Source organism: Burkholderia aenigmatica (assembly GCF_902499175.1).
GTDB classification, from domain to species: Bacteria; Pseudomonadota; Gammaproteobacteria; order Burkholderiales; family Burkholderiaceae; genus Burkholderia; species Burkholderia aenigmatica.
The window spans coordinates 1-25,719 of sequence record NZ_CABVQC010000042.1 but is presented as its reverse complement, the minus strand read 5'-3'; the positions used below and the strand labels follow the sequence as shown (position 1 = coordinate 25,719).

At 68.0% G+C, this 25,719-nt stretch carries 25 protein-coding genes; 16 read left to right on the top strand and 9 right to left on the bottom strand.

Annotated elements, in window-relative coordinates:
* Nucleotides 1–44: 44 nt before the first annotated feature.
* From BDO18943_RS26410 to BDO18943_RS26360, 11 genes are all read left to right on the top strand, one after another.
* Nucleotides 45–1,343, top strand: a complete 1,299-nt coding sequence (locus BDO18943_RS26410) for an MFS transporter (protein ID WP_175024659.1) — start codon at nucleotides 45–47, stop codon at nucleotides 1,341–1,343.
* A gap of 114 nt (nucleotides 1,344–1,457) precedes the next feature.
* Complete coding sequence (locus BDO18943_RS26405) at nucleotides 1,458–2,516, top strand: porin (protein ID WP_175024658.1); 1,059 nt, start codon at nucleotides 1,458–1,460, stop codon at nucleotides 2,514–2,516.
* Between the two features lie 36 nt (nucleotides 2,517–2,552).
* Nucleotides 2,553–2,948, top strand: a complete 396-nt coding sequence (locus BDO18943_RS26400) for a BON domain-containing protein (RefSeq protein WP_175024657.1) — start codon at nucleotides 2,553–2,555, stop codon at nucleotides 2,946–2,948.
* A 46-nt stretch (nucleotides 2,949–2,994) separates the two neighbouring features.
* Nucleotides 2,995–4,326: a serine hydrolase domain-containing protein gene (locus BDO18943_RS26395; RefSeq protein WP_175024656.1), complete on the top strand. Its 1,332-nt coding sequence runs from the start codon at nucleotides 2,995–2,997 to the stop codon at nucleotides 4,324–4,326.
* Between the two features lie 425 nt (nucleotides 4,327–4,751).
* A complete protein-coding gene (locus BDO18943_RS26390; RefSeq protein WP_374101832.1) occupies nucleotides 4,752–5,879 on the top strand; it encodes a porin in 1,128 nt (375 codons plus the stop codon).
* Nucleotides 5,880–5,918: 39 nt separating this feature from the next.
* Entirely contained in the window at nucleotides 5,919–6,131 is a 213-nt protein-coding gene (locus BDO18943_RS26385; RefSeq protein WP_175024655.1) for a DUF3311 domain-containing protein, read from the top strand.
* Nucleotides 6,128–7,606, top strand: a complete 1,479-nt coding sequence (locus BDO18943_RS26380) for a sodium:solute symporter family protein (protein ID WP_175024654.1) — start codon at nucleotides 6,128–6,130, stop codon at nucleotides 7,604–7,606. Before BDO18943_RS26385 ends, BDO18943_RS26380 begins: the two co-directional genes overlap by 4 nt.
* 85 nt (nucleotides 7,607–7,691) lie before the next feature.
* A complete protein-coding gene (locus BDO18943_RS26375) occupies nucleotides 7,692–9,164 on the top strand; it encodes an amidohydrolase family protein (RefSeq protein ID WP_175024653.1) in 1,473 nt (490 codons plus the stop codon).
* A gap of 174 nt (nucleotides 9,165–9,338) precedes the next feature.
* Nucleotides 9,339–9,713 (top strand): Ivy family C-type lysozyme inhibitor, encoded by a 375-nt coding sequence (locus BDO18943_RS26370; RefSeq protein ID WP_235996195.1) that lies wholly within the window; start codon nucleotides 9,339–9,341, stop codon nucleotides 9,711–9,713.
* A gap of 183 nt (nucleotides 9,714–9,896) precedes the next feature.
* The gene (locus BDO18943_RS26365; RefSeq protein WP_175024651.1) at nucleotides 9,897–10,427 is read left to right on the top strand and encodes a GNAT family N-acetyltransferase; all 531 of its coding nucleotides are present in this window, start codon (nucleotides 9,897–9,899) and stop codon (nucleotides 10,425–10,427) included.
* A gap of 275 nt (nucleotides 10,428–10,702) precedes the next feature.
* On the top strand, nucleotides 10,703–11,365 hold the full coding sequence (locus BDO18943_RS26360) for a hypothetical protein (RefSeq protein ID WP_175024650.1): 663 nt from the start codon (nucleotides 10,703–10,705) through the stop codon (nucleotides 11,363–11,365).
* Nucleotides 11,366–11,561: 196 nt separating this feature from the next.
* On the opposite strand, the gene BDO18943_RS26355 is transcribed toward BDO18943_RS26360, so the two are convergent.
* Both BDO18943_RS26355 and BDO18943_RS26350 read right to left on the bottom strand, forming a co-directional pair.
* A complete protein-coding gene (locus tag BDO18943_RS26355) occupies nucleotides 11,562–11,894 on the bottom strand; it encodes a putative quinol monooxygenase (RefSeq protein ID WP_175024649.1) in 333 nt (110 codons plus the stop codon).
* Between the two features lie 202 nt (nucleotides 11,895–12,096).
* On the bottom strand, nucleotides 12,097–12,675 hold the full coding sequence (locus BDO18943_RS26350) for a GNAT family N-acetyltransferase (protein ID WP_175024648.1): 579 nt from the start codon (nucleotides 12,673–12,675) through the stop codon (nucleotides 12,097–12,099).
* Between the two features lie 203 nt (nucleotides 12,676–12,878).
* On the opposite strand from BDO18943_RS26350, the gene BDO18943_RS26345 reads away from it, so the two are divergent.
* On the top strand, nucleotides 12,879–13,262 hold the full coding sequence (locus BDO18943_RS26345) for a hypothetical protein (RefSeq protein ID WP_175024647.1): 384 nt from the start codon (nucleotides 12,879–12,881) through the stop codon (nucleotides 13,260–13,262).
* A 54-nt stretch (nucleotides 13,263–13,316) separates the two neighbouring features.
* On the opposite strand, the gene BDO18943_RS26340 is transcribed toward BDO18943_RS26345, so the two are convergent.
* The 4 genes from BDO18943_RS26340 to BDO18943_RS26325 all read right to left on the bottom strand — a co-directional run bounded on the left by BDO18943_RS26340 (nucleotide 13,317) and on the right by BDO18943_RS26325 (nucleotide 17,303).
* On the bottom strand, nucleotides 13,317–13,805 hold the full coding sequence (locus BDO18943_RS26340; RefSeq protein ID WP_175024646.1) for a RidA family protein: 489 nt from the start codon (nucleotides 13,803–13,805) through the stop codon (nucleotides 13,317–13,319).
* 275 nt (nucleotides 13,806–14,080) lie between these two features.
* On the bottom strand, nucleotides 14,081–14,851 hold the full coding sequence (locus tag BDO18943_RS26335; RefSeq protein ID WP_175024645.1) for an ABC transporter substrate-binding protein: 771 nt from the start codon (nucleotides 14,849–14,851) through the stop codon (nucleotides 14,081–14,083).
* Nucleotides 14,852–15,009: 158 nt separating this feature from the next.
* Nucleotides 15,010–16,239 carry a cyanate transporter gene (locus BDO18943_RS26330; protein ID WP_175024644.1) on the bottom strand — a complete coding sequence of 410 codons (1,230 nt, stop codon included), beginning with the start codon at nucleotides 16,237–16,239 and terminating at the stop codon, nucleotides 15,010–15,012.
* A 206-nt stretch (nucleotides 16,240–16,445) separates the two neighbouring features.
* Nucleotides 16,446–17,303, bottom strand: coding sequence for a helix-turn-helix transcriptional regulator (locus BDO18943_RS26325; protein ID WP_175024643.1), 858 nt, complete (start codon nucleotides 17,301–17,303; stop codon nucleotides 16,446–16,448).
* 95 nt (nucleotides 17,304–17,398) lie between these two features.
* Between BDO18943_RS26325 and BDO18943_RS26320 the strand changes: the two genes are divergently transcribed.
* The gene (locus BDO18943_RS26320; RefSeq protein WP_089453587.1) at nucleotides 17,399–18,292 is read left to right on the top strand and encodes an SDR family oxidoreductase; all 894 of its coding nucleotides are present in this window, start codon (nucleotides 17,399–17,401) and stop codon (nucleotides 18,290–18,292) included.
* 76 nt (nucleotides 18,293–18,368) lie between these two features.
* Here BDO18943_RS26320 and BDO18943_RS26315 read toward each other — a convergent pair whose 3' ends face one another.
* Nucleotides 18,369–19,745 carry an FAD-containing oxidoreductase gene (locus tag BDO18943_RS26315; RefSeq protein ID WP_175024642.1) on the bottom strand — a complete coding sequence of 459 codons (1,377 nt, stop codon included), beginning with the start codon at nucleotides 19,743–19,745 and terminating at the stop codon, nucleotides 18,369–18,371.
* Between the two features lie 217 nt (nucleotides 19,746–19,962).
* Nucleotides 19,963–20,541: a hypothetical protein gene (locus tag BDO18943_RS26310; RefSeq protein WP_175024641.1), complete on the bottom strand. Its 579-nt coding sequence runs from the start codon at nucleotides 20,539–20,541 to the stop codon at nucleotides 19,963–19,965.
* 276 nt (nucleotides 20,542–20,817) lie between these two features.
* Here BDO18943_RS26310 and BDO18943_RS26305 point away from each other — a divergent pair, with 276 nt between their 5' ends.
* Nucleotides 20,818–21,456, top strand: coding sequence for a LysE family translocator (locus tag BDO18943_RS26305; protein WP_175024640.1), 639 nt, complete (start codon nucleotides 20,818–20,820; stop codon nucleotides 21,454–21,456).
* Nucleotides 21,457–21,543: 87 nt separating this feature from the next.
* Here BDO18943_RS26305 and BDO18943_RS26300 read toward each other — a convergent pair whose 3' ends face one another.
* Nucleotides 21,544–22,755 (bottom strand): hypothetical protein, encoded by a 1,212-nt coding sequence (locus tag BDO18943_RS26300; protein ID WP_175024639.1) that lies wholly within the window; start codon nucleotides 22,753–22,755, stop codon nucleotides 21,544–21,546.
* Between the two features lie 483 nt (nucleotides 22,756–23,238).
* Here BDO18943_RS26300 and BDO18943_RS26295 point away from each other — a divergent pair, with 483 nt between their 5' ends.
* Complete coding sequence (locus BDO18943_RS26295; RefSeq protein WP_175024638.1) at nucleotides 23,239–24,027, top strand: DUF3348 domain-containing protein; 789 nt, start codon at nucleotides 23,239–23,241, stop codon at nucleotides 24,025–24,027.
* A gap of 10 nt (nucleotides 24,028–24,037) precedes the next feature.
* Nucleotides 24,038–25,719, top strand: a 1,682-nt coding sequence (locus BDO18943_RS26290; RefSeq protein WP_175024637.1) for a DUF802 domain-containing protein, incomplete at its 3' end; no start/stop codon positions are given.

The window sequence follows — 25,719 nt, the reverse complement described above, 5'->3', positions numbered from 1 at the left end:
CGCGACGCCACTGGCCGCCCACGATAAATAGACAGGAGACAGCCATGACGAATGGTGCGCAGTACCGCCCCGGACGGGCGTGGTCCATCGCGACGATGCTCGCGCTGATGATGCTGGTGAATTTTCTCGACAAGGTCGTGCTCGGCCTCGTGTCGGTGCCGATGATGCGCGACCTGCATCTGAGCCCGACGCAGTTCGGCGTGATCGGCGGCAGCCTCAACTGGCTGTTCGCGGTCGCGGCGGTCGCAGGCGGCATCGCCGCGAACCGCTGGCCCGCGAAATGGCTGCTGTTCGCGATGGCGGCCGCATGGGCGCTGCTGCAACTGCCGATGCTCGCCGCGAGTTCGATCTGGGTCGTTATCGCGTGCCGTGTGCTGCTCGGCATCGGCGAAGGGCCCGCGTCGCCGGTCGCGACGCATGCGATCTACAAATGGTTTCCCGATACGCGGCGCAATCTCCCGGTCGCGCTGCTGCACCAGGGCAGCGCGCTCGGCCTGCTGATCGCGGGGCTCGCGATTCCGGTCGTCACGTCGCACTGGGGCTGGCGCGCGAACTTCGCGGTGCTGGCGCTGCTCGGGGCCGTGTGGTGCATCGCGTGGGCCATAGTCGGCGAGGAGGGCACGCTGTCGCGCGGCCCGCGCGCGGCCGGCGGCGAGCGCGTGCCGTACGGGAGGCTGCTGACCGATCGCACGGTGCTCGGCAACTTCCTCGGCCATTTCGCGGCGAACTGGATTCTCGCGATGACGCTCACGTGGATGCCGACCTACCTGCAGCTCGGGCTCGGCTTCGGGCCGCACGAGGCGGGGCGCATGTTCGCGCTGTTCGTCGCGGTCACGTCGCCGCTCAGTCTCGCACTGGCATGGCTGTCGCAGACGCTGCTCGCGCGCGGCATGCCGTCGCGTCACGGGCGCGGCACGTTCATCGCCGTCACGCTCGCCATCGCCGGCGCGATGCTGGCCATGCTGCCGATCGCGGAGGTGCCGCGCGCGGCAAAGCTCGTGCTGCTCACGCTTGGCAGCGGCCTGACGCTGACGATGTATTCGATCGGCCCGGCGATGCTCGCCGAGGTGACGCCGGACGCGCAGCGTGGCGGCGTGCTCGCGCTCAGCAACGGCTTCGCGTCGCTCGCGGGCCTCGGCGCACCGGTCGTCACCGGGATGCTGATCGAGGCGAGCGGCGCGTCGGTGGCGCGCGGTTTCGAGCAGGCGAGCGTCGTGTGCGGCGTCGTGCTGATCGCCTGCGGCGTGCTCGGCGCCTGGTGCCTCGATCCGCAGCGCTCGCTGCGGCGCCTCGCGGGCGAGACGGCGCGCCCCGTACCGCCGGTCGGCGCGTGCGGCCGCTAGCGCCGCCGGACCTGTTGCATCGCATTCGGCGTACGGCCCGCCAGCCGGGCCGCGGCGCCTTTCGACGGGAAGCAGTACCACGATACGCCGCGCGACGACGCGGCAGGAGGAGACATGAAGAAGATGATCGCGGTGGCGCTGATCGGCGCGCTGTGGGGGAGTGCGCATGCGCAGTCGAGCGTGACGCTGTTCGGCCGGATCGGCGGCGGCGTGCGCTGGGTCAACGGGCTGCCGGGCGGCAGCCAGGTCGGGTTCAACAACAACATCATCGCGGGCAACGAGTTTGGTATTCGCGGCAAGGAGGATCTGGGCGGCGGGCTGAAGGCGCTGTTCGTGCTCGACGGCGCGTTCAACAGCGGCACCGGTGCGCTGAAAACGTCCGGCACGCTGTTTTCGCAGGCCGCGTATGTCGGCCTGGCCGGCGATTTCGGCCGCCTGACGCTCGGCCGCCAGTTCAACGTCGCGGAAGACCTCGGCATTGCGCTCGATCCGCTCGGCGGGCGCGGGCAATCGCTCGCGGTCGAGCCGGGCGTGCTGTTCGACGGCAACTTCTTCACGCTCGACTCGCGCTTCAACAACACGATCAAGTATCTCGGGCAGGCAGGCGGCCTGCGGTTCGGTGCGAACTATTCGCCCGGCGGCGTCGCGGGCAGCTCGCATGCGGGCACCAGCTATTCGACGGCCGCGATGTACACGTATTCGGACCTGATGGGTGGCGTGTCGTATGCGAAGACATACAGCCCGGACGGCTCGCAGTCGGCGCAGACGATCCAGGCGGGCGGCACGCTGCAGCTCGGCCGTGCGCGCTTCTACCTGAGCTATGCGTCGCTGAACGTGCGCGCGAACAAGGCCGGCGCGCCGTCGCGGCGCGACGATATCCCGTCGTTCGGTGTCGTCGTGCAGCCGCTGCCGTCGGTGCAGCTGAGCGCGGCCGCGTTCTACGACCGCGCGCGCAATCTCGGCAACGTGTCGGGCGCGGACGGTCACAAGCTGACGACCTACGCGATCGCCGAGTACTTCCTGTCGAAGCGCACCGAGCTGTATGTCGAGGTCGATCGCAACGGGATGACCGGCGCGTATATGCGCGATCCGGCGACGATCGCGGCGCTGAACCTGCGGCGCGGTGCGAGCGCGACGACCGGTGTGTCGATCGGGCTGATGACGCAGTTCTGAGTTTTTTCAACGATTTTTCAGGAGTGTGATTCGATCATGCGTACTTCATCCCGACTGGCTGCGGCGCTGCTGACGGCGGCATGCTGGACCGTCGCCGCCCACGCGCAACCCGATGCCGCGAGCACGGCGATCCCGGCATCGGCGGACGCGGCCGTGCAGGCATCGGCGCAGGTGCCGGCGTCAGCCGACCTGTCGCCGGCACAACGCAAGGCGGCCGACCGCAAGCTGAAACGCCGCGTCAGCACGGCGCTCGCGCGCACGAAAAACCTCAACGTCACGCGCATCCTCGTGCGGGTGCGCAACGGCAGCGTGACGCTCAGCGGCTCGGTCACCGATACGAACCAGGTGAATCTCGCGGCGGCGGTTGCGCGGCGCGTCGACGGGGTCGTGTCGGTATCGAACCTGCTGCGCATCGATGGCCAGCAGCCTTGATCGCCGGGCACAAAGGCGCTTTCTTTCCACTACGAGACATGATTCGATGCGAATTCATCGACGCTTTACCGCGACCCGGCGCACTCGCCGGCTGGCCGACACCTTCGTACTGGCCGGCGGGCTCGCGCTCGCCACGATCGCGCACGCTGCACCCGACGCCGTCACACCCGGCATGATGCAAGGCTTTCCGCCATCGGCCGACCAGGTCGTCAACAAGGCGAACGCATTCACGCCTGCGCGCCTGCGCTGGGCGTTGGGCAATACGCGGCTGCTCGCGCCGACGGCCGGGATCCGGCACGCGGCCATGCCGATGCCGTTGCCCGAGCAGCCGGCATCCGGCCTCGACACGCTGCCCGTGACGATCGGCGGCGAGACGCTACCGCTCGACGCATACCTGCGCGCAACGCATACGGACGGATTCATCGTCGTGCAGCGCGGCCGGATCGTCTACGAGCGCTACTTCGACGGTTTCCGGCCCGACCAGCCGCACGCGTGGGCGTCGATGACGAAATCGGTGACGGGCCTGCTGGCCGCGCAGATGATCGAATCCGGCGTGCTCGACGCAGGCGCGCCGCTTGCGCGCACGGTGCCGGAACTTACCGACACACCGTTCGGCAGCGCGACGCTGCAGCAGAACCTGGACATGGAAGTGCCGACCGCGTACACGCCGGGCGTCCCGCCCGATCTCGGCCTGTTCGGCGCGGTCGGGCTGGTGCCGCACCGTGAAGGCGCGCCGGCCAGCATCGCCGACTTCCTGCTGACCGTGCAGCGTGTACCGGACGTGGCGCCCGGCAGCACGTGGTTCTATCAGAACGGTTCGCCGGAAGCCGTTGCGTGGGCGATGCAGCGCGCGACGGGGCAGTCGTGGAGTGCGCTGGTCGAGCGGTGGTTGTGGCGCGATTTCGCGGAAGACGATGCGTACGTCGTCGTCGACCGCAACGCGATGGCGATGGCGAGCGGCGGGCTCTACACGACGTTGCGCGATGCCGCGCGTTTTGCCGAGCGCGTGCGCACGGGGCTCGGCGGCGCACGTGGCACGCTGCCCGCCGCGACGATTCGGGCGGCACTGCAGCCCGCACACAACGCGGCGCTGTTCGCGAAGGGCAACGTGATCGCGGGCAAGGACGGCTATGCGTATCGTGACTACTGGTACCAGGTGAACGATGGCGACGGTTCGTTCGCGGCTGCGGGGCGGTTCGGCCAGTCGATCCTCGTCGATCCGAAGCACGCGCTGACGATCGTGAAATTCTCGTCGTCGCCGGACTTCGCACCGCGCGCGCTCGACGCGCACGGCGAAGCGACACGGCCACGCGCGGCGCTCGAATGCGGCGATGCGTTGAGCATGGTGGCGCGCGCCGTTGCCGACCGGCTGCGCTAGCGCGCCGCAACTGGGGGTGCCCGACGAGCGGGGCGGCGTTGCGCCGCCGCTCCTCGATCGCGTCGGCTATCGGGCTCACTTCGCACTGCGAGAGTGCGATGCACGGGCTGTCAGGGAAAACCACATCGGCACATCGCCCGTCGCCGTTTCGTCAGCTTGCTTACGCAGGCCATTCACGTCCGATCAAAACGCCCCGCGTCCAGTGGACTCGCGCGCTTTCGTTTCTCTTGCAGGGGCACACCGTCCCTGCTCATCTTCCCGCTATTCGATTTTCAACTGTCGCCCAGTTGAACATTTCATTTCTTGATGCGGTTGCGGCTGGATACCATCGAGCCACTGTCTAGACAAGCCGATCGGCGCGTATGGGCAAGATCAAAAAAAAACACAACACATCGATAAACAGGTTTGGAGAGGAGGAGACGGAGATGGTGCGAATGAAGGGTGGGAAAACGGGCGCCGCAGGCGTGGGCGCGGCGGTCGCCATGCTGTTCGCCGGCGCCGCGCACGCGCAGTCGACGGTGACGCTGTACGGGATCGTCGACGCGGGCGTGACCTACACGAACAACGCGAAGGGCCATGCATTGTGGCAATTCACGGGCGGCAACGAATCGGGCCCGCGCTGGGGCTTGATCGGCACCGAGGATCTCGGCGGTGGCCTGAAGGCGAACTTCCGCCTCGAGAACGGCTTCAACGTCGCGAACGGCGCGCTCGGGCAGGGTGGCCGGATGTTCGGGCGTTCGGCGTGGGTCGGCCTGAGCGGCGTGAACTGGGGCGCGGTGACGCTTGGTCGCCAGTACAACTCGGTGCAGGACATCCTCGGCTCGCTGCAGATGAGCAGCTTCCTCGCGCAGTACTCGACGCACCCGTTCGACAACGACGACATCAACAACACGTTCCGTACCAACAACGCGGTGAAGTACGTGTCGCCGACGATCGCGGGCCTGCAGGCGAACCTCGTGTACGGCTTCTCGAACTCGACCGGCTTCGCGAACGACAACAGCTGGAGCGCCGGCGTCACGTACGCGAACGGGCCGCTCAACGCGGGGGCCGCGTATGCGCGCGTGAACCATCCGGCGGTCAGCGCGACCGGTGCTGTGGCTTCGGACAACTACTATCCGGCGTCGGCATCGCTGTTCGGTGCGCGCCTCGGGAACGCGATCCGCCAGCAGATCTGGGGCGCGGGCGGCAGCTACGCGATCGGGCCGGCGACGCTCGGCCTGCTCTATACGGGCTCGAACTTCGGGCAGGCAACGGGTGGCGCGCTGCGCTTCAACAACTATGAAGGCAGCCTGCGCTACATGGTGACGCCAGCGCTGATGGCCGCGGCCGGCTACACCTATACGCAGGTCGCGCGCGGCAGCGACAGCGGCCACTACCACCAGGTATCGGCCGGCGTGCAGTACCTGCTGTCCAAGCGCACCGACGTGTACGTGAACGGCTTCTACCAGAAGGCGTCGTCGGGTGTCGGCCAGGCGTGGATCGACGGCACCGACAGCGCGTCGTCGACGACGTCGCAGGTGGCGGTGGTGGTCGGCATCCGCCAGAAGTTCTGATGTTCTGACGCGTTCGCGCGTCTTCCGGAGGAGACACTCATGAAACTCAAACTGTTGCTGGCGGCGTTGCCGTTCGTCGGGATGTATGCCGGCGGCTCGCTCGCCGAGGCGCGGCCGCTGCTGTTCGGCTTGCCGTTCCTGCTCGTGTGGAACCTGATCTGGATGGCGGCAACCGCCGCGATCCTCGCGATCCTGTTCCGTCTCGACGAACGCGACGCAGCACGCGACGGCCGCCCGGGAGACGCGCGATGAACGCTTCGATCATCATCATCGTGGCGTTCGCCGTGTTCGCGCTCGCCATTGGCGTGATGGCGCGCCGCGGCCGCAAGCTCACGCTCGAGCAGTGGGCGGTCGGCGGGCGCGGCTTCGGTTCGCTGCTGACGTTCCTGCTGATGGCCGGCGAGGCGTTCTCGACGTTCTCGTTCCTCGGCGCGAGCGGCTGGACCTACAGCAAGGGCGTGCCCGCGTTCTACATCCTGACGTACGGCTGTCTCGCGTGCGTGATCGGCTACTGGATGCTGCCCGCGATCTGGCGCCACGCGAAAGCGCGCGGGCTCGTGTCGTTCGCCGACTACTTCGCGTCGAAGTACGACAGCCGCGCGATCGGCGTGCTGGTGTCGGTCGTCGCGGTGTTCGCGATGGTGTCGCTGCTGATGATTCAGCTGCGCGGGCTTGGCGTGATCGTGTCGGAGATGTCGTACGGGCTGATCCCGCAAGCGGCCGCGATCTGGATCGCCGCGACGCTGATGGCCGTCTACATGGTCGTGTCGGGCATTCACGGCTCGGCGAACATCGCGATCGTCAAGGACGTGCTGATCCTCGGCATCGCGATCTTCCTCGGCCTGTACCTGCCGATCCACTACTACGGTGGCCTCGGTGCGATGTTCGCGAAGATCGACGCCGTGCATCCGGAACTGCTTCGGATGCCGGAACATGGCTTCAACCTGAGCTGGTACAACTCGACGATCCTGCTCACGTCGCTCGGCTATTACCTGTATCCGCACGGCTTCACGGCGATCTACGTCGCGAAGGACGAGCGCGCGCTGCGCCGCAACGTGATCCTGATGCCGCTGTACCAGGTGCTGATCGCGTTCCTGTTCCTGGTCGGTTTCGCGGCCGTGATGACTGTGCACGGGCTCGAAGGCGCGCAGACCGATCTCGCGCTGCTGCGGCTCGTGAAGCAGACGTTCCCGGCGTGGTTCGTCGGCATCGTCGGCGGCACGGGCCTGCTGACCGCGCTGGTGCCGGGTTCGCTGATCATGCTGAACGCGTCGACGACGATCGCGCGCAACATCTACCGCGAAGGCTTCGCGCCGAACGCGACCGACCGCGAGGTGACGCGCGTCGCGCGAATCGCGCTGCCGATCTTCACGCTGGTGGTGGTCTACTTCGTGCTGCGCGGCGGCGCGACCTTCGTCACGCTCGCGATCTTCTCGTCGAGCCTGCTCACGCAGCTCGTGCCGATGCTCGCATCGAGCTTCCTGAAGCGACCGTTCGGCACGCGCGAAGGCGCATTCGCGGGCATTGCAGCCGGTGCGATCGTGATCGCGATGACGAACTACTATGGCGTGACGCTCGCGTCGCTGTTCCCCGGCGCGTCGAATACGCTGACGTCGATCAACCCCGGGCTCGTCGCGCTCGCGGTGAATGCGGTGGTGTTCATCGCGATCAGCGCGGGGCAGCGCAAGCTGAAGGCCCGGGTCGCGGCGCCGGTCGGTTCCGCGTGACGGCTTTTCTGCATGACGCCGCGGCCGGGCCGCCGGGCTATCGGGCGGCAACACCATCAATCGAACGACAACAGGACACTGTGCGATGACTACCGAGGACAACCGGGCGGACAACCGCGAAGCGATCGACACGCTGATCGCGCATGGCTGCGTGATCACGATGGACCCGCAGCGGCGCGTGATCGAGAACGGCGCGGTCGCCGTGAAGGGCGATCGTATCGTCGCCGTGGGCGGCACCGATGAACTGCAGACCCGTTACCGCGCCGCGCGCACGATCGACGCACGCCGCAAGGCCGTGCTGCCGGGCCTGATCGATGCGCATGCGCACGCGGGCCACGCGATGCTGCGCACGATCGGCGGCGCGGATGGCGACGCATGGTCGGCCGCGGCCGAGACGATCTACACGCGCGCGTCGGACGAGGCGTTCTGGGAAACCGAATCGCATCTCGCGGCGCTCGAACGGTTGAAGGCCGGCGTGACGACGGGCGTGTCGTTGCTCGGCGGCGGCAATTCGATCATGCGCGTCGACGATCCGGTCTATGCACGGCGTCATTGCGATGCGGTGGTGCGCACCGGCACGCGTTCGATCGTCGCGGTCGGCCCGTCGCGTCCGCCCGCGCCGCGTGCGTACACGCGCCACACGCCGGACGGCAGCGACACGCGTGACATCGATTTCGACACGATGTACGACGTGTGCGAACGCATTATCGACGAATGCCACGGTGACGCCGACGGCCGGATCCGCATCGCGCTCACGCTGCCCGTGTACGGGCCCGAGCACGATCCCGAACTCGCGCAGTACGAGCGCGATTTTCGCGACCAGGCCGCGCGCTACGGCGCACTGGCGCGCGGGCACGGGCTGACCTTCACGCAGGACGGCCACCGCGCGGGCACGCTCGCGTTCGCGCATCGCGAGCTCGGCTTGCTCGGCCCGACGTCGTTCATGTCGCACAGCATCGACCTGACCGACGACGACATCGCGGCGTGCGTCGAGACGGGCACCGCGATCGTCCACAACCCGAGCGCGATCATGTCGATCATCGGGCGCTGCCCGGTGCCCGAGCTGATCGATGCGGGCGTGACGGTGGCGATCGCGTCGGACGGCGCGGCACCCGATCGCGGCTACGACATGTTCCGCCACATGTGGCAATGCATGCATTACCACCGCCGGCATTTCCGCGATCCGGACGTGCTGCCGCACGGCAAGGTGCTGGAGATGGTGACGATCGACGCGGCGAAGGCGCTGTCGGTCGATCACGAGGTCGGTTCGCTCGAAGCCGGCAAGCTTGCCGACCTCATCCTCGTCGACCTGTTCCGGCCGCACATGATGCCGATGAACATGCCCGTGTATCGCGTGACGTGTTTCGCGAATGCGGCCGACGTGTGCATGACGATGGTCGGCGGAAGGGTGCTGATGGAGGAGCGGCGCGTGTTGTCGGTCGATGAGGAGGCGATTCTCGAACGGGTGAACGAAGTCGCGGCGATCACGATCGAGCGCGGCGGGTTGCGTCACCTGCTCGACGAGCCGAAGACGCTGTGGGGGCGCAGCCACTACTGATTGACAAAAGTTGACACGACGGGACGAACTCTTTTCGGTGGTGCGACGACTAATGAATCGCCACATTGACAGGAGTATGTACAAGTGAACGTCAGGATTCCTCTCGCCGCTGCCGCACTGATCCTCGTCCAGGCCGCATGGGCCGCGGGCCCCTCACCGGCGAAAACATGGACGATGAGCACAATCCCTGGTGATCGCGCGGCGAGCGAAGCGTTCGCCGCGATGAAGAAAGGTCACGCGGTGCCGGCATGGGTGACGCGCGGCACCGAATCTCCGGGATCCACCGTCGTGTTCGGCGGGCACGACGTCTACGTGATGACGGCCTGCAAGCCGCACGACTGCGGATCGGAGCGCATCGCGGTGCTGTACGACCCGCAGAAGAAGGTCATGTACGGTGTGCTGTCCGTCGCAGGTCCGAAGGAGGGCGCCGAGAAGCTGACATGGCTCAATATCGGCGGCGGTAGCGAATCGATCGACGGACGGACGATCCTGTATGCGGCACTGACGGGCAGCCTCGAGAACCACCCGGACGCGTTCAACTACAAGTGACGCCGGCCGATTGACGGCCCGTCATGCATCGGTCGCCATCGGCGCCCGAACGGGCTGGCCGAAGCAATGGTGCGGTGGCGGGTCGACAGGGGCGGCCCGTCCGTTCGACAACGTCGCCCGGATCATCGACAATGCGTCGGTCTGCCGCCCCCAGCGTGGCGGCTCTGCCCGGGAGCATGCCCGATGAATGAAATAGCCATCCGATCGACCGGTCTCGACGATGTGCAGGCGGTCGCCGAATTTCACGTCAGGTCATGGCGGCATACCTATCGGAATCTGGCGCCGCCACACGCGTATGCGATCCTCGACGTGCCCTATCGACGCAAGATGTGGACGCGCAAGCTGTCCGCCGATGACCGCACGCTGATCGTGCTCGTGGCGGAGACGGCAGGCAGGATAGTCGGCATGGGCGCCGCCGGCGGATCGTCGAAACCCGAATACGGTGGTCGCGGCGCGATCAGGTCGCTGTATGTCGATTCCGATTTCAAGCGTCGCGGCATCGGCCGCCTGTTGCTGTCGCGGCTCGCGATTCATTTGACCAACGCGAAGTATCGGGGCGCCGCGTTGAGCGTCGTCCGGGAAAACGCGCCCGCGATCGCGTTTTATCGATCGCTGAACGGGCGGCAGATCGGCGAGTATGTCGACTCGGGGCCGGTCTGGCAGTCGCACAATCTCGTCTTTGCGTGGGATGATCTGGCGAGCCTCGTCGGCTGACGTGGATCGCAAGCGTGCGCGAAGGGCAACGCGGTCCCACGCACGGCGGCACCGCTTCGGAAGACTGCCCGGGCCCGGCGTCGAACGCGATTGTCGGCTTACTTTCTTCACGACCGACAGAGCGTGGTCCAGTCGCGCGGTTCGACGCCACGACACGTTTCCTGCCGCGACGCAGCCGACATCCGGAACACATGACCATCCCGGATCCAGTCGGCCTGAAGGCCGCAATCGGCGAGGGCGGTGATGATTTGGGCCAACGTTGACGGAGCAAACACATGGAGCCGGTAGGCATCTATGCTGCTGTATCGATCGGCAAGACACGGCTGAACCAGTTCTATGCCGACTGGGGTGATGCACTGATCGACGATGTTCGATGCATCCTGGGCAGGAAGCCGGGGCTGCAGCCAGACAGTCATGGCGGGTTCGTGGATCCGGCGACCGGGTGGTATCACCATCCCGGCAACAAGCTGGTGATCCGGTATGACGAAGCCACGGAGACGCTGTTCTATTTGTATCAGCTTGAACTACGCGATCCGGACAGCATGGCCGGCGTCCCGTCCTTTCAGGCATTGGCCCGCATTGCAGGGTATCGGGATGAAGTCGGCGCGGACTATGTCGCGTTCTCGCCGAGTGCGCCGAATTTCCTGAGCGACGGGTTCTGGCGCGTCTATCGATTCACGCACGACGGGCTGACCACGATGGCGAACGATGCGCTTCCGGGCGATCGACAGCGCGAGATGGACCGGCTGTCCTGGCAATACTATTGGGGGCCGATCGAAGCCATGTTCGAGAGGGCGGACCGACGCGAGGACGTCGCCTATTTCAATCACTTCTTCCCGCAACATTGCTTTGACGCACCGCTGCTGTCCTTGCTGGGTGTCGACATGCCCGCCGACGATCCGCGCATGACGCCAGCGCCTTATCCGCGCAGTCGCTGAGGATGCGCCGATCCTTCCTGACCACATCCGGGTACACCTGATCTTCCGGGGCGCGGCGAGATTCGAACGCCACGCACCGAAGGGCCGTTGTTCGTCCGGCCGGGGGCGCTCGGCATGAACACGCGAACGGCCCTTCACGGCCGAACACGGGAAAATGCAATGCGCCCCCGGACATCCGCGACGAACCCGTTTCCGCCTATGCGACGCTCTCGGGCATCAACCGCACCACCGTCGCCGGTGCCGCCCTGAATCCCGGGCTGCGTGCATCGTTGGCGATCATATGCGGCGTCGCATCGTGAGCGGCCAGCGCCGCCGCCGACGCCCAGCGCTCGATCAGCACGAACCGGTTCTCGTCGCCGGCGACGGGATGAAGGTCGTACTGAAGACACCCCGGTTCCGCCCGAACGACGGGCGCGAGGTGTTCATACGCGGCAATCTGCTCGTGACGCTTTCCGGGCCGGGTCTGGATCGAGATGACGAGCAGCACCTCGTCTTCGTTGCTCCGGTCTTGATGATCGACTTCGTTCATGGCGACTCCTCGCTGATGTGACGTGATGCCGGAAAAGCGAGGCGCGGTAAACGCAACGAGCCCCGTCGTCTGCCGGCGGGGCCCTGTTGACATGCAGCTGCGAAGATTACCTTACCGCGTGCGCATCCCGGACGACCCACCGTTGCCGATGGTCGTCGTTGTAATCGTGCTCGCGACGGGAATCAGATTGAGCTGCATAAATTCAAGATAACCCGATCGGTCGCGATGCGCCAATGGCGGCGGCTGGTTCATCCGTGGCGTCGCGGCGGTAGATGAATTCCAGATCGGTCGCGTCGCCGACCTTGAAATCGTACGTGCCGACGCGCTGGAAACCGGCCTTCTCATAGAAGGCGATGGCCTTCGCGTTGCCCGACCACACGCCGAGCCAGATCGGGCCGGGGCGTTCCGTCGCCAGATAGTCCAGTGCGGTGTCGAACAAGGCGCGCCCGGCGCCGGTCCCTTGCGTTCCCCGCCGAAGGTAGATCTGATGGATCTCGCCCGAACCGTCGGCGACTTCCGGGTGCGGGAGCTTGCACGGCCCCGCTTGTGCATACCCCACCAGCTGGCCGTCGTCGCTTTCGGCGACCCACGTGCGACACTCGGGATCGTTGAGCTGGCCCGTGATCGTTTCGACCGAGTAGGTCGCGGCCTCGTACGCAGCCAGATCATTCGGCGGGTAGTCGATGCCGAATCCGTCGTGCAGAAAGGTTTCGCGAAACGTGTCGCGCTTCAGTTCGGCAAGCGGGATGGCATCGGACAGGGTGGCAACGCGGATCAACATGGAGGAGGGTTCGGTTCGTCGGTCGGGCAGACAGTTTATCCCGGGTGACGAGAGGTTTGCGATCGTCTGGTTGACCTGCGTGCGCGGCGTGCAAAGGGCTTTTGCGCTCGACCTTGATCACCCGCACTGCATTCATGCGGATGCCGGTGGTTGACCGCCGACGGACATGCTAGGATTTCCGACAAATAACTTCGGAGACTGCCATGCCGTTCATCTGCGAAAACGTTGAATGCCGCGCCGTGCTCGCGCGTGGGCAGGTCAGGCCCCATCAAGAGGACGGGGGCTGGTGCTTCTACTGCCCGGACTGCAAAGCCAGGAACGAGTTGATGCATGTCGACGGGGCCGGCGGCGCTGTCGAGCTGGTTCAGCCGGAGCGAGCCAGCCCTCCGCATAAGGTCGTTGCGACGGCTCGACCGCTGGAGGATGGCCAATACGCGGCGCAGTTGAGCGTTCAGCGGGCGCTCGCCGTGAGAGGAACGTACGCGGCCGAAGAGCACTGGGATCAGCTCGGTGTATTCGGCGACGAACAGGAAGCCGTCGCGCACGCGAAGTCGTTCGCCACCGACCTGTTGCAGCGAGCGGCATAGTCACCCCATTCGATGCTGACAGCCCGTGCATGTCGCGATCGTTCGCGACATGTGTCATCGCTTGTCCAGTACGGCGATACAGTCGATTTCCACGAGGAAGTCCGGATTCGGCAATGACGCCACGATAGCGGTACTTCGGGCCGGGAATTTCCCGGCCTGGAAGTATCCCGCGTAAATGCGGTTCATCTCCTTGAAGTCTTCACGCCGCACCAGCATCACGTCCACCTTCACCACGCGATCCCATCCCGTGCCCGCGGCCTTGAGGATGCCCGTGACGTTCTCCATCGCCTGATTCATCTGTCGGCTGAAGTCGCCGACGGCGAGCTTGCCGTTCCGGTCATAAGCGGGAATGCCCGAAACGAACAGAAGATTGCCGGCTTTGACGGCCGGGGCGAGCGGTACGGGGATCGTGTACTGGTCGGCGGCCTGCACATATTCCAGCGGTGCTCGTGCGGAAGCGGCTTGCTGACCGATGGGGGGCGTGCAGCCGCATAGAAGGAGGCCGGATCCGATGAATCCGGCAACAAGGCAGCGCGTTCGCATCGTGTTTTCTCCCGGGACCGATCCTGTGCGCGATCCGGCAGTGGGGACGCTGCGAGACAGCGGATCGTGAACTCCTCCAAACAGTTTAGGAAATCGAAGTACGAACGGTTAGGCCCGCCGTGCGGGATGGCTTCGTATCGCGAGCACGGATTGCCGGCGCGCCGTTTGTCCTACGAAAAAGCCGCCTGACGATCGGCGTCGACAAGTCGAGAAAGTGAAGAAGGGGCGTCGTGCATTCGCGCACGACGCCCCTTCGCGTTTTCCGCTTTCGTCCGTCAGTTGTAGATATCGAACGAGAAATACTTCTTCGCGATCCGCTGGTACGTCCCGTCCTGGATCAGGCTCGCAAGCGCCTGGTTGATCTGCGTACGCAGCGCGTCGTCATCCTTGCGCATGCCGATCGCCGAACCCACGCCGAGCGTCTTCGGGTCATGCAGCGGCGGCCCGGCGAATTCGAAGTTCGCCCCCTTCGGCGTTTTCAGGAAACCGAGGTCGGCCTGCACCGACGATTGCAGCGATGCGTCGAGCCGCCCCGACAGCAGGTCCTGGTAGACGAGATCCTGCGTCTGGTACGTGCGGACGACCACGCCCTTCGGCTCCCAGTACGTGCGCGCATACGTCTCCTGCGTCGAACCCTGCTCGACGCCGACGCTCTTGCCCTGCAGCGATTCGGGCGTCGGCTGCAGGTTCGCGCCGCGCCGCGCGACGAGCCGGGGCGGCACGTTGTTGATCTTGTCCGTGAACGCGATCTGCGCGAGGCGCTTCTCGGTCACGCTCATCGACGACAGCACGCCGTCGAACTTGCGCGCCTTCAGCGCCGGGATCATCCCGTCGAATGCGTTCTCGACCCACACGCAGCGCACCTTCATCCGTTCGCAGATCGCGTTGCCGAGATCGATGTCGAAGCCGACGAGCTTGCCGTCGGGCGCGAGCGATTCGAACGGCGCATAGCTGGGGTCGACGCCGAGGCGCAGGACCGCCGGATCCTTCGCGGCGGCGACGCTAGCCGTCAGCGCGAGCGCAACGGCCAGAACGAGCTTTTTCATGACTGTCTCCATTTTTGATTTTCGATCTTCGATCGATGTGGTTGGTCGTAATGCGAATCAGCGGCCGTCGGGCGTGACTACCCGCGCCCGGCCATACGCGGGCGGCTGGACTGTGCGCCGGAAGCTGCCGGCGAAAAGTCCGGATTCGAAAGGGAGCGTTAGCGGGCGGCGCCGGTGATGCGCGCCATGCTGTGCCGGTAGCCGGCAGGCGAAAACGCGGTGTTCAGCGTGGCCATCGCGGCGATCACGCCGAGATGCATCCACCACGCGATCGCGAAGCCGCCGCCCGTGTCGCGCAGCCAGCCGATCAGCCAGGGGCTCGCCGCGACGGTCAGGAAGCCGATGCCCTGCACGAACGCGGCGAGCGCGCCTGCGAGCCGCGCATCGGGCAGGTGGTCGAGCGTGACGATCAAGCTCATCGAGAAGAAGCCGCCGAGACCGAGGCCGACGCTCGCGACCCACAGCCACGGCGCGATTGCGGGCAGCGTCGCGAACCCGGCGAAGCCGGCCGCCTGCAGTGCGAGCGTGAGCCACAGCACGGCGCGGCGGTCGGGCGAACGCTTCGCGAGCATCGGCATCGCGAGCGCGCCGGTCGCCTGGAACAGCGCCATCCACGCGAGCAGGTTGCCGCTCGCTTGCGGACTCATCCCGATGCTGCGGTAGAACGCGGGCAGCCACGCGACGAGGCTGGCGTAGCCGCTGTTGCTGAGCCCGAAGAACAGCGCGAGCTGCCACGCGCGCGGAATGCGGGCGAACGCGAGGATCGGCGCCGACACGGCCGTTGCGTGCACGGCGTCGCGCGGTGCCTTCGCGCGCCACAGTGCGAGCGTGACGAGCGCGGGCACGGCCCACACGGCGAGCGACAGATGCCAGCCGCCGTGCGCGGCGAGCCACGGGCTCGCGACCGCGCCGAAGGCGCCGCCGCCGACCAGCGCGGCCGAATAGAGGCCCATCGCGAGCGGCAGCCGGTCGACGAACCAGCGCTTCGCGAGGCCGGGCACGAGCGCCTGGACCACGGCGACGCCGGCACCCGCGACGATCGCGGTCGCGATCAGGCCCGCGCTGCCGCCGGTCCACAGGCGCGCCGTGCAGCCGGCCGCGATCAGCGCCAGCGCGACGGTCAGCGCGCGCTGCTCGCCGACGCGCCGCGCGAGCCCGACGCCGATCCCGGCGACGACACCCATCAGCACGAACGGCAGCGTGGTCAGCAGCGCGGCCGCGCGAAAGCCGAGGCCCGTGTCGGCGCGCACGACGTCGAGCACGGGGCCGAAGGCGGTCAGGAACGGGCGCAGGTTGAGGCCGGTCAGCACCAGCAGCGCGAGCGCGTCATAGGACACGGAAGCCGCATGCGGGCGGTGGACGGCTTGCGCGGTGCCGGGTTCGGACATCGGGATGCTCCAGGGAGGGGCCGGTGGCCCTGTGATGCGATGCCGAAAGGGTAAGCGCGCGCTACGCCAGGTGAAAATTAAATATTCGACTGGGAATCAGTGCGGAATGCGATGGGTTCGCACGGGGCGACGGGGACGGAGGGGGGCGGCCGGCGGCGGCGGACGATACCGCGCGACGGCGCGTTTGTCAGACGAAACGCGCACCGTCATGCGACGGGTATCTGCTCGGCCCGGGCTTGCTCGCGTGCGGCCACCAGCGTCCGGACCAGCGCGCGATCGGCCGCCGTTTCCGGCGTAAAGATCACGAGCGTCTGGTCGGGCCGGCCGCTCACCGCGAACGCCGAGTATTCGAGTGCGATTCGCCCGACTGCGGGATGGTGGAGCTCCTTGGTCCCTTCTTCGTGCGAGCGGACATCGTGGTCGCGCCACAGCGCGTCGAACTCGGCGCTCGTCGCGCGCATCTCGTCGACGAACGCCTGCACGGCCTGCGTCGCGCCGCCGCGCGCGACGTCGGCGCGAAACGCGCCCACCGCGAACCGCGCGACGCGCGCCCAGTTCGCCTGCACGCCGCGCACGTGCGGATCGACGAAGATGAGCCGCAGGATGTTGCGCCGTTCCGGCGGCAGCGTCGTGTAGTCGGTCAGCGTCGCGGCCGCCGCGTCGTTCCACGCGACGACGTCCCACGTCGACGAGCGCACGATCGCGGGGCTCGCCTCGAGCGAATCGAGCACGTGCTGCACGCGCGGCGACACATGGTCGGTCGCGTGATAGCGCACTTCCGGCAGGTGGCCGAGGCCGATCAGGAACAGGTGCTCGCGCTCGGCGTCGTTCAGCAGCAGCGCGCGGGCGAGCCGGTCGAGCACGTCGGCCGACGGCGCGCCGCCGCGCCCCTGTTCGAGCCACGTGTACCACGCGGTGCTCACGTGCGCGCGCTGCGCGACTTCCTCGCGCCGCAGGCCCGGCGTGCGGCGGCGCGTGGCCGGCAGCCCGAGCGCGGCCGGGTCGAGTTTCTCGCGGCGGTCCCGCAGGTACGCGCCGAGCAGGTTGTCGGGGGCGTCTGGCATAGCCTGTTAGTTCGTTTACCGGTAAACCGTCACGACTTCACCGTGCGCGGCGGTCGACAGATAGTAAGCCTCCATGCCATCCGGAGGGGTTGAACATGCGTGTCTTTGTTACTGGAGCGTCGGGGTTCGTCGGCTCGGCCGTCGTGGCCGAACTCGTTGCCGCCGGGCACTCGGTGCTCGGCCTTGCGCGGTCCGATGCGGCCGCCGAGTCGGTCGCGGCGGCTGGCGCCGACGTCCTTCGCGGGTCGCTGGAGGATCTCGACAGCCTCACGCGCGGCGCCGAAGCCGCCGATGCGGTGATCCATACGGGATTCAATCACGACTTCTCGCGCTTCGCGCAGAACTGCGAGCTCGATCGTCGCGCGATCGAGACGATCGGTGCGGCGCTCGCGGGCTCGGCGCGGCCGCTGGTCGTCACGTCGGGGCTCGCGCTCGTCGCACCCGGACGCGCGGCGACGGAAGACGATCCGCACGTGCCGGTGTCGTCGGCCTATCCGCGCGCGTCCGAAGCGACCGCGGTCGCGCTGGAAGCGCGCGGCGTGCACGCGTCGGTCGTGCGTCTGCCGCCGTCCGTGCACGGCGACGGCGATCACGGCTTCGTGCCGCGCCTGATTGCATTCGCGCGGGAGAAGGGCGCATCGGCCTATCTCGGCGAGGGCGACAACCGCTGGCCGGCCGTGCACCGGCTCGATGCGGCGCGTGTGTACCGGCTCGCGGTCGAACGCGGTGCGGCCGGCGCGCGCTATCACGCGGTCGACGATACGGGCGTGCGGTTCCGCGACATTGCGGACGTGATCGGCCGGCGGCTGAACGTGCCGGTCGTCGCGAAAACGGCGGCTGAAGCCGGCGAACACTTCGGCTGGTTCGCGATGTTCGCGGGGATGGATGCGCCCGCAACGAGCGCGCGCACGCGTGCATCGCTCGACTGGGCGCCGACGCAGCCGGGGCTGCTGGCCGATATCGACCGGCCGCGGTATTTCGAAGGCTGAGCGGGCGGTTGGGGGGCGTGCCGTCGCTGACGACAGGCACGCCCGCGGCCCGCATGACACCCATGCGGGCCGCGCGTCATTCCACCGGATGCAGATCCTGCAGCAGCGTCGGCACGAGCTCCGACACCGTCGGGTGGATGTGCATCGCGCGGCTGATCGTCGTGTACGGCGCACCCGCGGCCATCACGTCGAGCATCCCGTGCACGACTTCGTCGCCCGTCACGCCGAGGATCGACGCGCCGAGGATCGCATGGCTGTCCGCGTCGACGATCACCTTCATGAAACCCTGGCTCTCGCCTTTTTCCACCGCGCGGCCGACGCGCGTCATCGGGCGCGTGCCGACGAGCAGCCGGCGGCCCGTCTGCTTCGCTTCCGCGAGCGTCATGCCGACGCGGCCGAGCGGCGGATCGATATACATCGCGTACGCGGTGATGCGGTCGGACACCTTGCGCGGATCGCCGTCGAGCAGGTTGGCCGCGACGATTTCGTAGTCGTTGTACGCGGTGTGCGTGAACGCGCCGCGCCCGTTGCAGTCGCCGAGCGCCCAGATGCCGGGCACGTTGGTGCGCAACTGCTCGTCGACCTCGATATAGCCGCGTGCGTCGATCGCGACGCCCGCACGGTCGAGCCCGAGATCGTCGGTGTTCGGCACGCGTCCGACCGCGAGCAGCAGGTGCGAGCCCGCGACCTCGCGGCCGCCGCCCGCGCAGTCGAGGCCGACCGCGATGCCGTCGCCGTCGCGCCGTGCGCTCAGGCAGGTCGCATCGAGCTGCACGTCGATCCCTTCGTTTTCGAGAATCTCGCGCACGGCCTGCGACACGTCCTCGTCCTCGCGGCGGATCAGGCGCTCGCCCTTCTCGACGATCGTGACCCGCGACCCGAAGCGGCGATACATCTGGCCGAATTCGAGCCCGACATAGCTGCCGCCGACGATCACGAGATGCTCGGGCAGGAAGTCGACGTCCATCATCGTCGAGTTGGTCAGGTACGACACCGAGTCGAGGCCCGGCATGGCCGGCACCTGTGCGCGCCCGCCGACGTTGATGAAGATGCGTTCCGCTTCGAGCAGTGCGTCGCCCACGCGCACCGCATCGGCGCGCTCGAACCGGGCGTGCCCCTGAAACACGGTCGTGTTCGCGAGGCCGCGCACCCATTGCTCGACGCCGTGGTTCGAGCGGCCGGAGATCTGGTCCTTGCGCGCCTTCACGGCTTTCATGTCGACGGTGACGGGGCCGACCGACACGCCGTATTCGCCGGCGCGTCGCGCGAGCTGCGCGGCGTATGCGCTCGCGATCAGCGTCTTGGTCGGAATGCAGCCGGTGTTCACGCAGGTGCCGCCGAAGCGGCCGCGCTCGATGATCGCGACCTTCATCCCGGCGGCGGACAGCCGCGCGGCGAGTGGCGGCCCGGCCTGCCCGGTGCCGATGACGATCGCGTCGAAGTGTTGCGTCATGACGTCCTCCTGTGCGGGTGCAGCGAGGGAACGCGTGCGGGCGAGCCGCGTGCGATGCCGGCGCACGGTCGCGCGACGGCGAGCGCCTATGGTAGCCCTGTTGGCCTGCGCTCGCGAGTGCGGGCAGGGCGGCTGAAGCGGGGTATGACGGCGTCGGGTCGTGCCCGCACCGGCCGGCGTGCGATGCAACCGGTCGCGTCGCGTTGCCCCGGCCGCGTCAGTCCTTGCGTTGCCACTGACTGAACGACACCGGCCGGTGCGCGTCGGCGCGCGTGACGGTGACGTGGTCGGGCTGGTCGTCGAGCGGAAACGATTCGGTGACGATCCGGTTCGAAAATAGCCACCCGTGCGTGTGCGAGTCGTAGCGGAACGTCACGTAGTCGCTCCAGTGCTGCCCGCACGCGACGAAGTTCTGCACGGTGAAATAGCGGCCTTTTACGGCAAAGCCGTTGTCGGCGGCATCTTCGGGATCGAACGGGTCGCACTGGCCGCCTTCGTTCGCGCGCAGCACGACCTGGTCGTTGCGCGCGACGAGCCGGAACGCGTGATCCGGTTGTTCCTCGAAGATCAGCAACGGACGCGGCGACGGCTGCTCGCGAGTATCAACCGCCCGATGCACGACCACGAGAAAGCTGTGCCGCCCGTTGTCGAGATCCGGCCCGGCCTGCGCGAGCAGCGGCTGGTAGCAGGCGGGCAATTGCGCGGCGATCGATTTCGGCAGGTCGCCGGCGCGGGCGTCGAGCGACAACGCGGCGAGCAGCGGGAGGAGCACGAAGGGCAGTCGGGAAACGCGCATGACGGGGTGTCCGGTCGAAAGGAGGAAGGGGGTGCCGAGCGCGCGGGGCTACCGACCGATCCCGCCCGAGAAATTCGGTGCCCGGCATCGGATTGAACGCGACGGGCGGCGCGGATCTCGATCATGGGTGGCTGCGCGAATGACGGGAAAGAGGGCCAGCATAGCAGCGCAAGGCGGCTTTCGGCCATGCGCGAAGCGTGCCAGAATCAGCGGCTCGACCGTCGGAAACGACGCGCAGGCGTCGGCGATTCGGCGTCGCTCAACAAGGAGACTTCGATGACTGCATCGGCTGCCGTACTCGCCATCCTGGCTGCGCTGTTTCTCGGCGCGATGATTCCGGGCCCGAGCTTCGTGCTGGTTGCCCGCAATTCGATCGGGCTGTCGCGCCGCGACGGGCTGGCCACCGCGCTCGGCATGGGCATCGGCGGCATCGTGTTCGGCGGCGTCGCGCTGGCCGGGCTCTATACGCTGCTGCAGGCGGTCGAATGGCTGTACGTGGGCCTCAAGGTGGCGGGCGGCGCGTACCTGATCTACATGGCGTCGAAGATCTGGCGCGGCGCCGACCGGCCGATCGCGATGGACGATCCGCAGGCGATGGCCGAAGGCAGCGCGCGCAAGTCGTTCTGGACGGGCCTCACGACCCAGCTCAGCAACCCGAAGACGGCGATCTGGTACGGCAGCATCTTCGCGGCGCTGCTCCCGCAGCATCCGCCGCTGTGGTGCTATCTGGCGCTGCCGCCGCTCGTGTTCGGCGTCGAGTTCGGCTGGTACACGATCGTCGCGCTGTGCTTTTCCACGCGCCGGCCGCGCGAGCTTTACCTGCGCGCGAAGAAGTGGGTCGACCGCGTCGCGGCCGGCGCGATCACGCTGCTCGGGTTGCGATTGATCCTGAACGCGCCGAAAGCGGGGATCTGACCGCTTCCATTCCCGATCTGCATTGCACGGCGGCCGGCCATTCCCGTGGCTGGCTGCTGGCGCGCACCGCGCGTACGCGCATCGGCATCAGGCTTCGCTGAACCGCTCCAGCAGCGCCGCGAACCGCGTGTCGTCCGGAAATTCCTTCACTTCATACCGCACCGGGTGATGCCCGGTGGCCGTCATCAGGTCGCCGCACGTGCGCAGCAACTCGGCCATCGGCACGTAGGCCGACTGTCCGGTCGACGCGCGATGGAGCGCGACGATATCCGTCTCGGGCAGCAGGGACGGCACGCCGTCGCTCCACACGCCGATGCTGAACAGGCTGCCGTCCTGGCGCTTGTATACCGAGTAGGTCGCCACGAAGATGTCGGTGCCGTCGCGCTCATGCAGGTCGTTGAGCAGCATCCGCTGATCCTGGTAGTCGCCCGCGAGCTCGCCGATGCGCAGCGCGTGGAGTTTCGATTCGAGCCCTTCCGGCACGAAGCGCCGCCAGGCGGCGCCGTCCCAGCGCAGCATCAGCGGCGGTAGCGGGCGCGGCTGCGCCTGCGCCTGTTCGGCAAGGTCGACCATGGCGGCGAGCCCGGCCGGATTGCGGTCGCCGGTGAGCAGCAGCACCGCTCGGTTCGGTGCCATCACGACCGGCGCGCCGGCGATCGGCTGCCGGTGGAGCAGGTCGGTCAGCAGCAGCCGCGCCGCGTCGTAGGAGTCGTCGAATTGCGACAGGAATACCCCGTTCGGCAGCGCGGCCCATGGCTTCGACGATGCGGCCCGCAGGTTGTCGATCGCGATGTCGCATGTGTCGTCGAACGAGACGCCCCATTGGTCGAGCGTCGCGGTCGGCAGGCGCGCGATGTTGAACTCGCCGTCGTACGCGATGCCGATCTCGATGTTCTCGCACAGCGGCCGGAACGCCAGCTCCGTGATGCCGAACTGCCCGGCCGTTTGCAGCGCGGTCACGCAGCGTTCGGCCGCGCTGCGGATCACGGGGCGCAGCCTGGCGCGCGCGGCGGCGAAATCCGCCGGGATCTCGTGCTGCATCATCGCGTTCGCCTGGCGCTTCAGCACGGTGTCCCGTTCGGACGGCTTCGCGGCCGCGTAGTCGCGGAACAGATTGTTCAGGTTGATGATGTTCGACGGGGCATCCGACTGGACGAGACAGCCCTTCTCGTCCTCGTGGCGCCAGGTGCGTGTGTCGCCCGATGCGTGCAGCGCGGCGATCAGACGTTCGGCGAAAGCCCGCGGGGTCGGCGGTTTGCCGAAACGGTCGCGCAGGCGCGTGACGAGATTGGCAAGCATCGTAGGCGGTCGGGACGGGCCCGTCTGTTGTCGTTGTGGGTCGGTGGCGCCCGGTCTCGGCGGCGCAGCCCGCGGCCGGCACGCGTGGCTCGACGGGTGCTGCGATGGTAGCGCAACGCGGCAGGTATCGTCGGAGGATATTCGCGATCGGCGGGCGACACTGCTGCGGGCGAGGGCGAGGGCGAGGGCGAGGGCGAGGGCGAGGGCGAGGGCGAGGGCGAGGGCGAGGGCGAGGGCGAGGGCGAGGGCAAGGGCGAGGGCAAGGGCAAGGGCAAGGGCAAGGGCAAGGGCAAGGGCGAGGGCAAGGGCGAGGGCAAGGGTGCGGCAGGACCGTCGCCGCGGCAGCCCCCGGTCGCCCGCCAAGCCTTGCGCGGCGGGCGTTCGCGTATGTTGCGCGCCGCACCGAACGGCGCCGCTTCCCCGATTCTGGCGGCCGACCTCCCGGCGACGTGTAAACTGCTGCCTTTTTTGACGGTTTGCAGCATGGTGCAAGCACCTCCGCGCCCGGCGCTGAGCGGACCGACGCTCGTCCGGCTGCTCGCGCGCCTGGCCGATGCCGACGTCGCGGAATCCCGGCAGACGCTGTCCGACCGGCTGAGCCAGTGGCTCGGCTGGACCGACGCGATCACGCTGTCGTCCGCGCTGAACGCGAGCCCGCCCGGCGTCGCGGCCGGCGTGCGCGGCTACGACGCGGAGCGCGACTTCGCGCGCGTGCGCCACGAGCTCGCGCAGGCGATCACGGCCACCAACCGGCCGCGTGCGCGGCGCCGGCCCGGCGATCCGCCGCCGCCAGGCGCCGACACGGCCGATTTCGCGGACTTCCGCCAGCGTTACCTGTCCCTGCAGCAGGACATGGAAACGGCGATCGGCCAGTTGCGTGGCCGCCTGCGGGTCGCGGTCACCGCGCGCTCGTCCGGGATGGCGCGGCTCGCGACGCTCGACGCGATCATGGAGCGCGTACTCGGCGCGCGCGAGCGCAGCCTGCTGTCGGCCATCCCCGCGCTGCTCGGCACGCGTTTCGGGCGGCTGCGCGACGCGGAGCGGCAGGCGCTGGCCGATGCCGAATCCGCTGCCGCTGCCGCCGAATCCGCTGCCGCAGCCACCCCGGCCTATGACGGCGCGGTGGTGGCCGACGGCACGGCCGTTGCGGCGATCGTGCCCGGCGCATGGCTCGATACGTTTCGCGACGAGATGCAAAGCATCCTGCTTGCCGAACTCGAAGTCCGGTTTCAAACGGTAGACGGGCTGCTCGCGGCCCTTCGCACCAGCTAATCAACACGCTATGTCCAGAATTCGCCTTGATCTCGTTGTCTTCGTCGCCGGTCTGCTCGCTGTGGGCTGGATCGGCGTCGGCTATGTCGCGTCGAACCCGCTGGCGTCGGCCGTCACGCTGCTGATTGCCGCGTGCTATGTCGCCGGCGCATGGGAGCTGCTGCGCTACCGGCAGGCCACCGCGACGCTGTCGCGCGCGGTCGCCGGCCTCACCGAGCCGCCCGCGAAGCTCGACACGTGGCTCGACGCGCTGCACCCGGGCCTGCGCAGCGCGGTGCGTGCGCGGGTCGAAGGCGCGCGCGTCGCGCTGCCGGGCCCGTCGCTCACGCCTTACCTCGTCGGCCTGCTCGTGCTGCTCGGCATGCTCGGCACGCTGCTCGGGATGGTCGTCACGCTGAAGGGCACGGGCGCCGCGCTCGAAAGCGCGACCGATCTCGACGCGATCCGCGCGTCGCTGATCGCGCCGGTGAAGGGCCTCGGGTTCGCGTTCGGCACGTCGATCGCCGGCGTCGCGACGTCCGCGATGCTCGGGCTGCTGTCCGCGCTCGTGCGCCGCGAACGGATCGACGCGGCCCAGCAGCTCGACGCGAAGATCGCGACGACGTTGCGCGTGCATTCGTCCGCGCACCAGCGCGACGAATCGTTCCGGCTGCTGCAGCGCCAGGCTGACGTGATGCCGGCGCTGGTCGACCGGCTGCAGACGATGATGACGACGCTCGAGGCGCGCAGCGTCGCGCTGCACGATCGCCAGATCGAAAGCCAGCAGGCGTTTTTTGAGCGGACCGAGCGCGCGTATGCGGGCCTTGCGTCGAATGTTGGCGACGCGCTGAAGGAAAGCGCCGTCGAAAGCGCGCGCGTGGCGGGTGCCGCGCTGCAGCCGGTCGTCGCCGCGACGATGACGGGGCTCGCGCAGGAGATGGCCGCGTTGCGCGACACCGTGACTGGCGCCGTGCAGCGTCAGCTCGACGGGCTGACGGACGGCTTCGAGAAGACCACCGGCAACGTGACGGCCGTCTGGAACCGCGCGCTCGACGAACAGCGCCGCGCGGGCGATGCCGTCGCGCAGCAGCTGCAGACGACGCTCGGCCAGTTCACCGACACGTTCACGCAGCGTTCGACGGATCTGCTCGACGGCGTGGCGACGCGCCTCGAATCGACTGAAAGCCGCCTGTCGGACGCATGGCGCGATGCGTTGTCGCGCCAGGAGCAGGTCGGCGAGACGCTGGCCGGCCAGCATGCGCGCGCGCTGGGCGAGGCCGCCGCGACGTTCGAACGCCATTCGGGCGCGACGCTTGCCGCGATGCGCGAGTCGCACGCGGGGCTGCAGACCGACCTGGCGGCGCGCGACGAACAGCGCCTCACCGCATGGCACGACTCGCTCGCGGCGATGGCGGCGAAGCTCGGCGACGAATGGCAACGCGCGGGCGTGCACAGCGCGGGCCGTCAGCAGGACATCTGCGACGCACTCGCACACACGACGCGTGACCTCACGGCACAGGCGTCGACCTTCGAACAACGCTCGAACGATCTGCTGTCGACGATCCGCGAGTCGCACACGGGCTTGCAGACGCAACTGGCTGCGCGCGACGAAGAGCGCCTGTCGGCATGGAACGATTCGCTGGCCGCGATGGCCACGAAGCTCGGCGACGAATGGCAGCGCGCGGGCGTGCACAGCGCGGGCCGTCAGCAGGA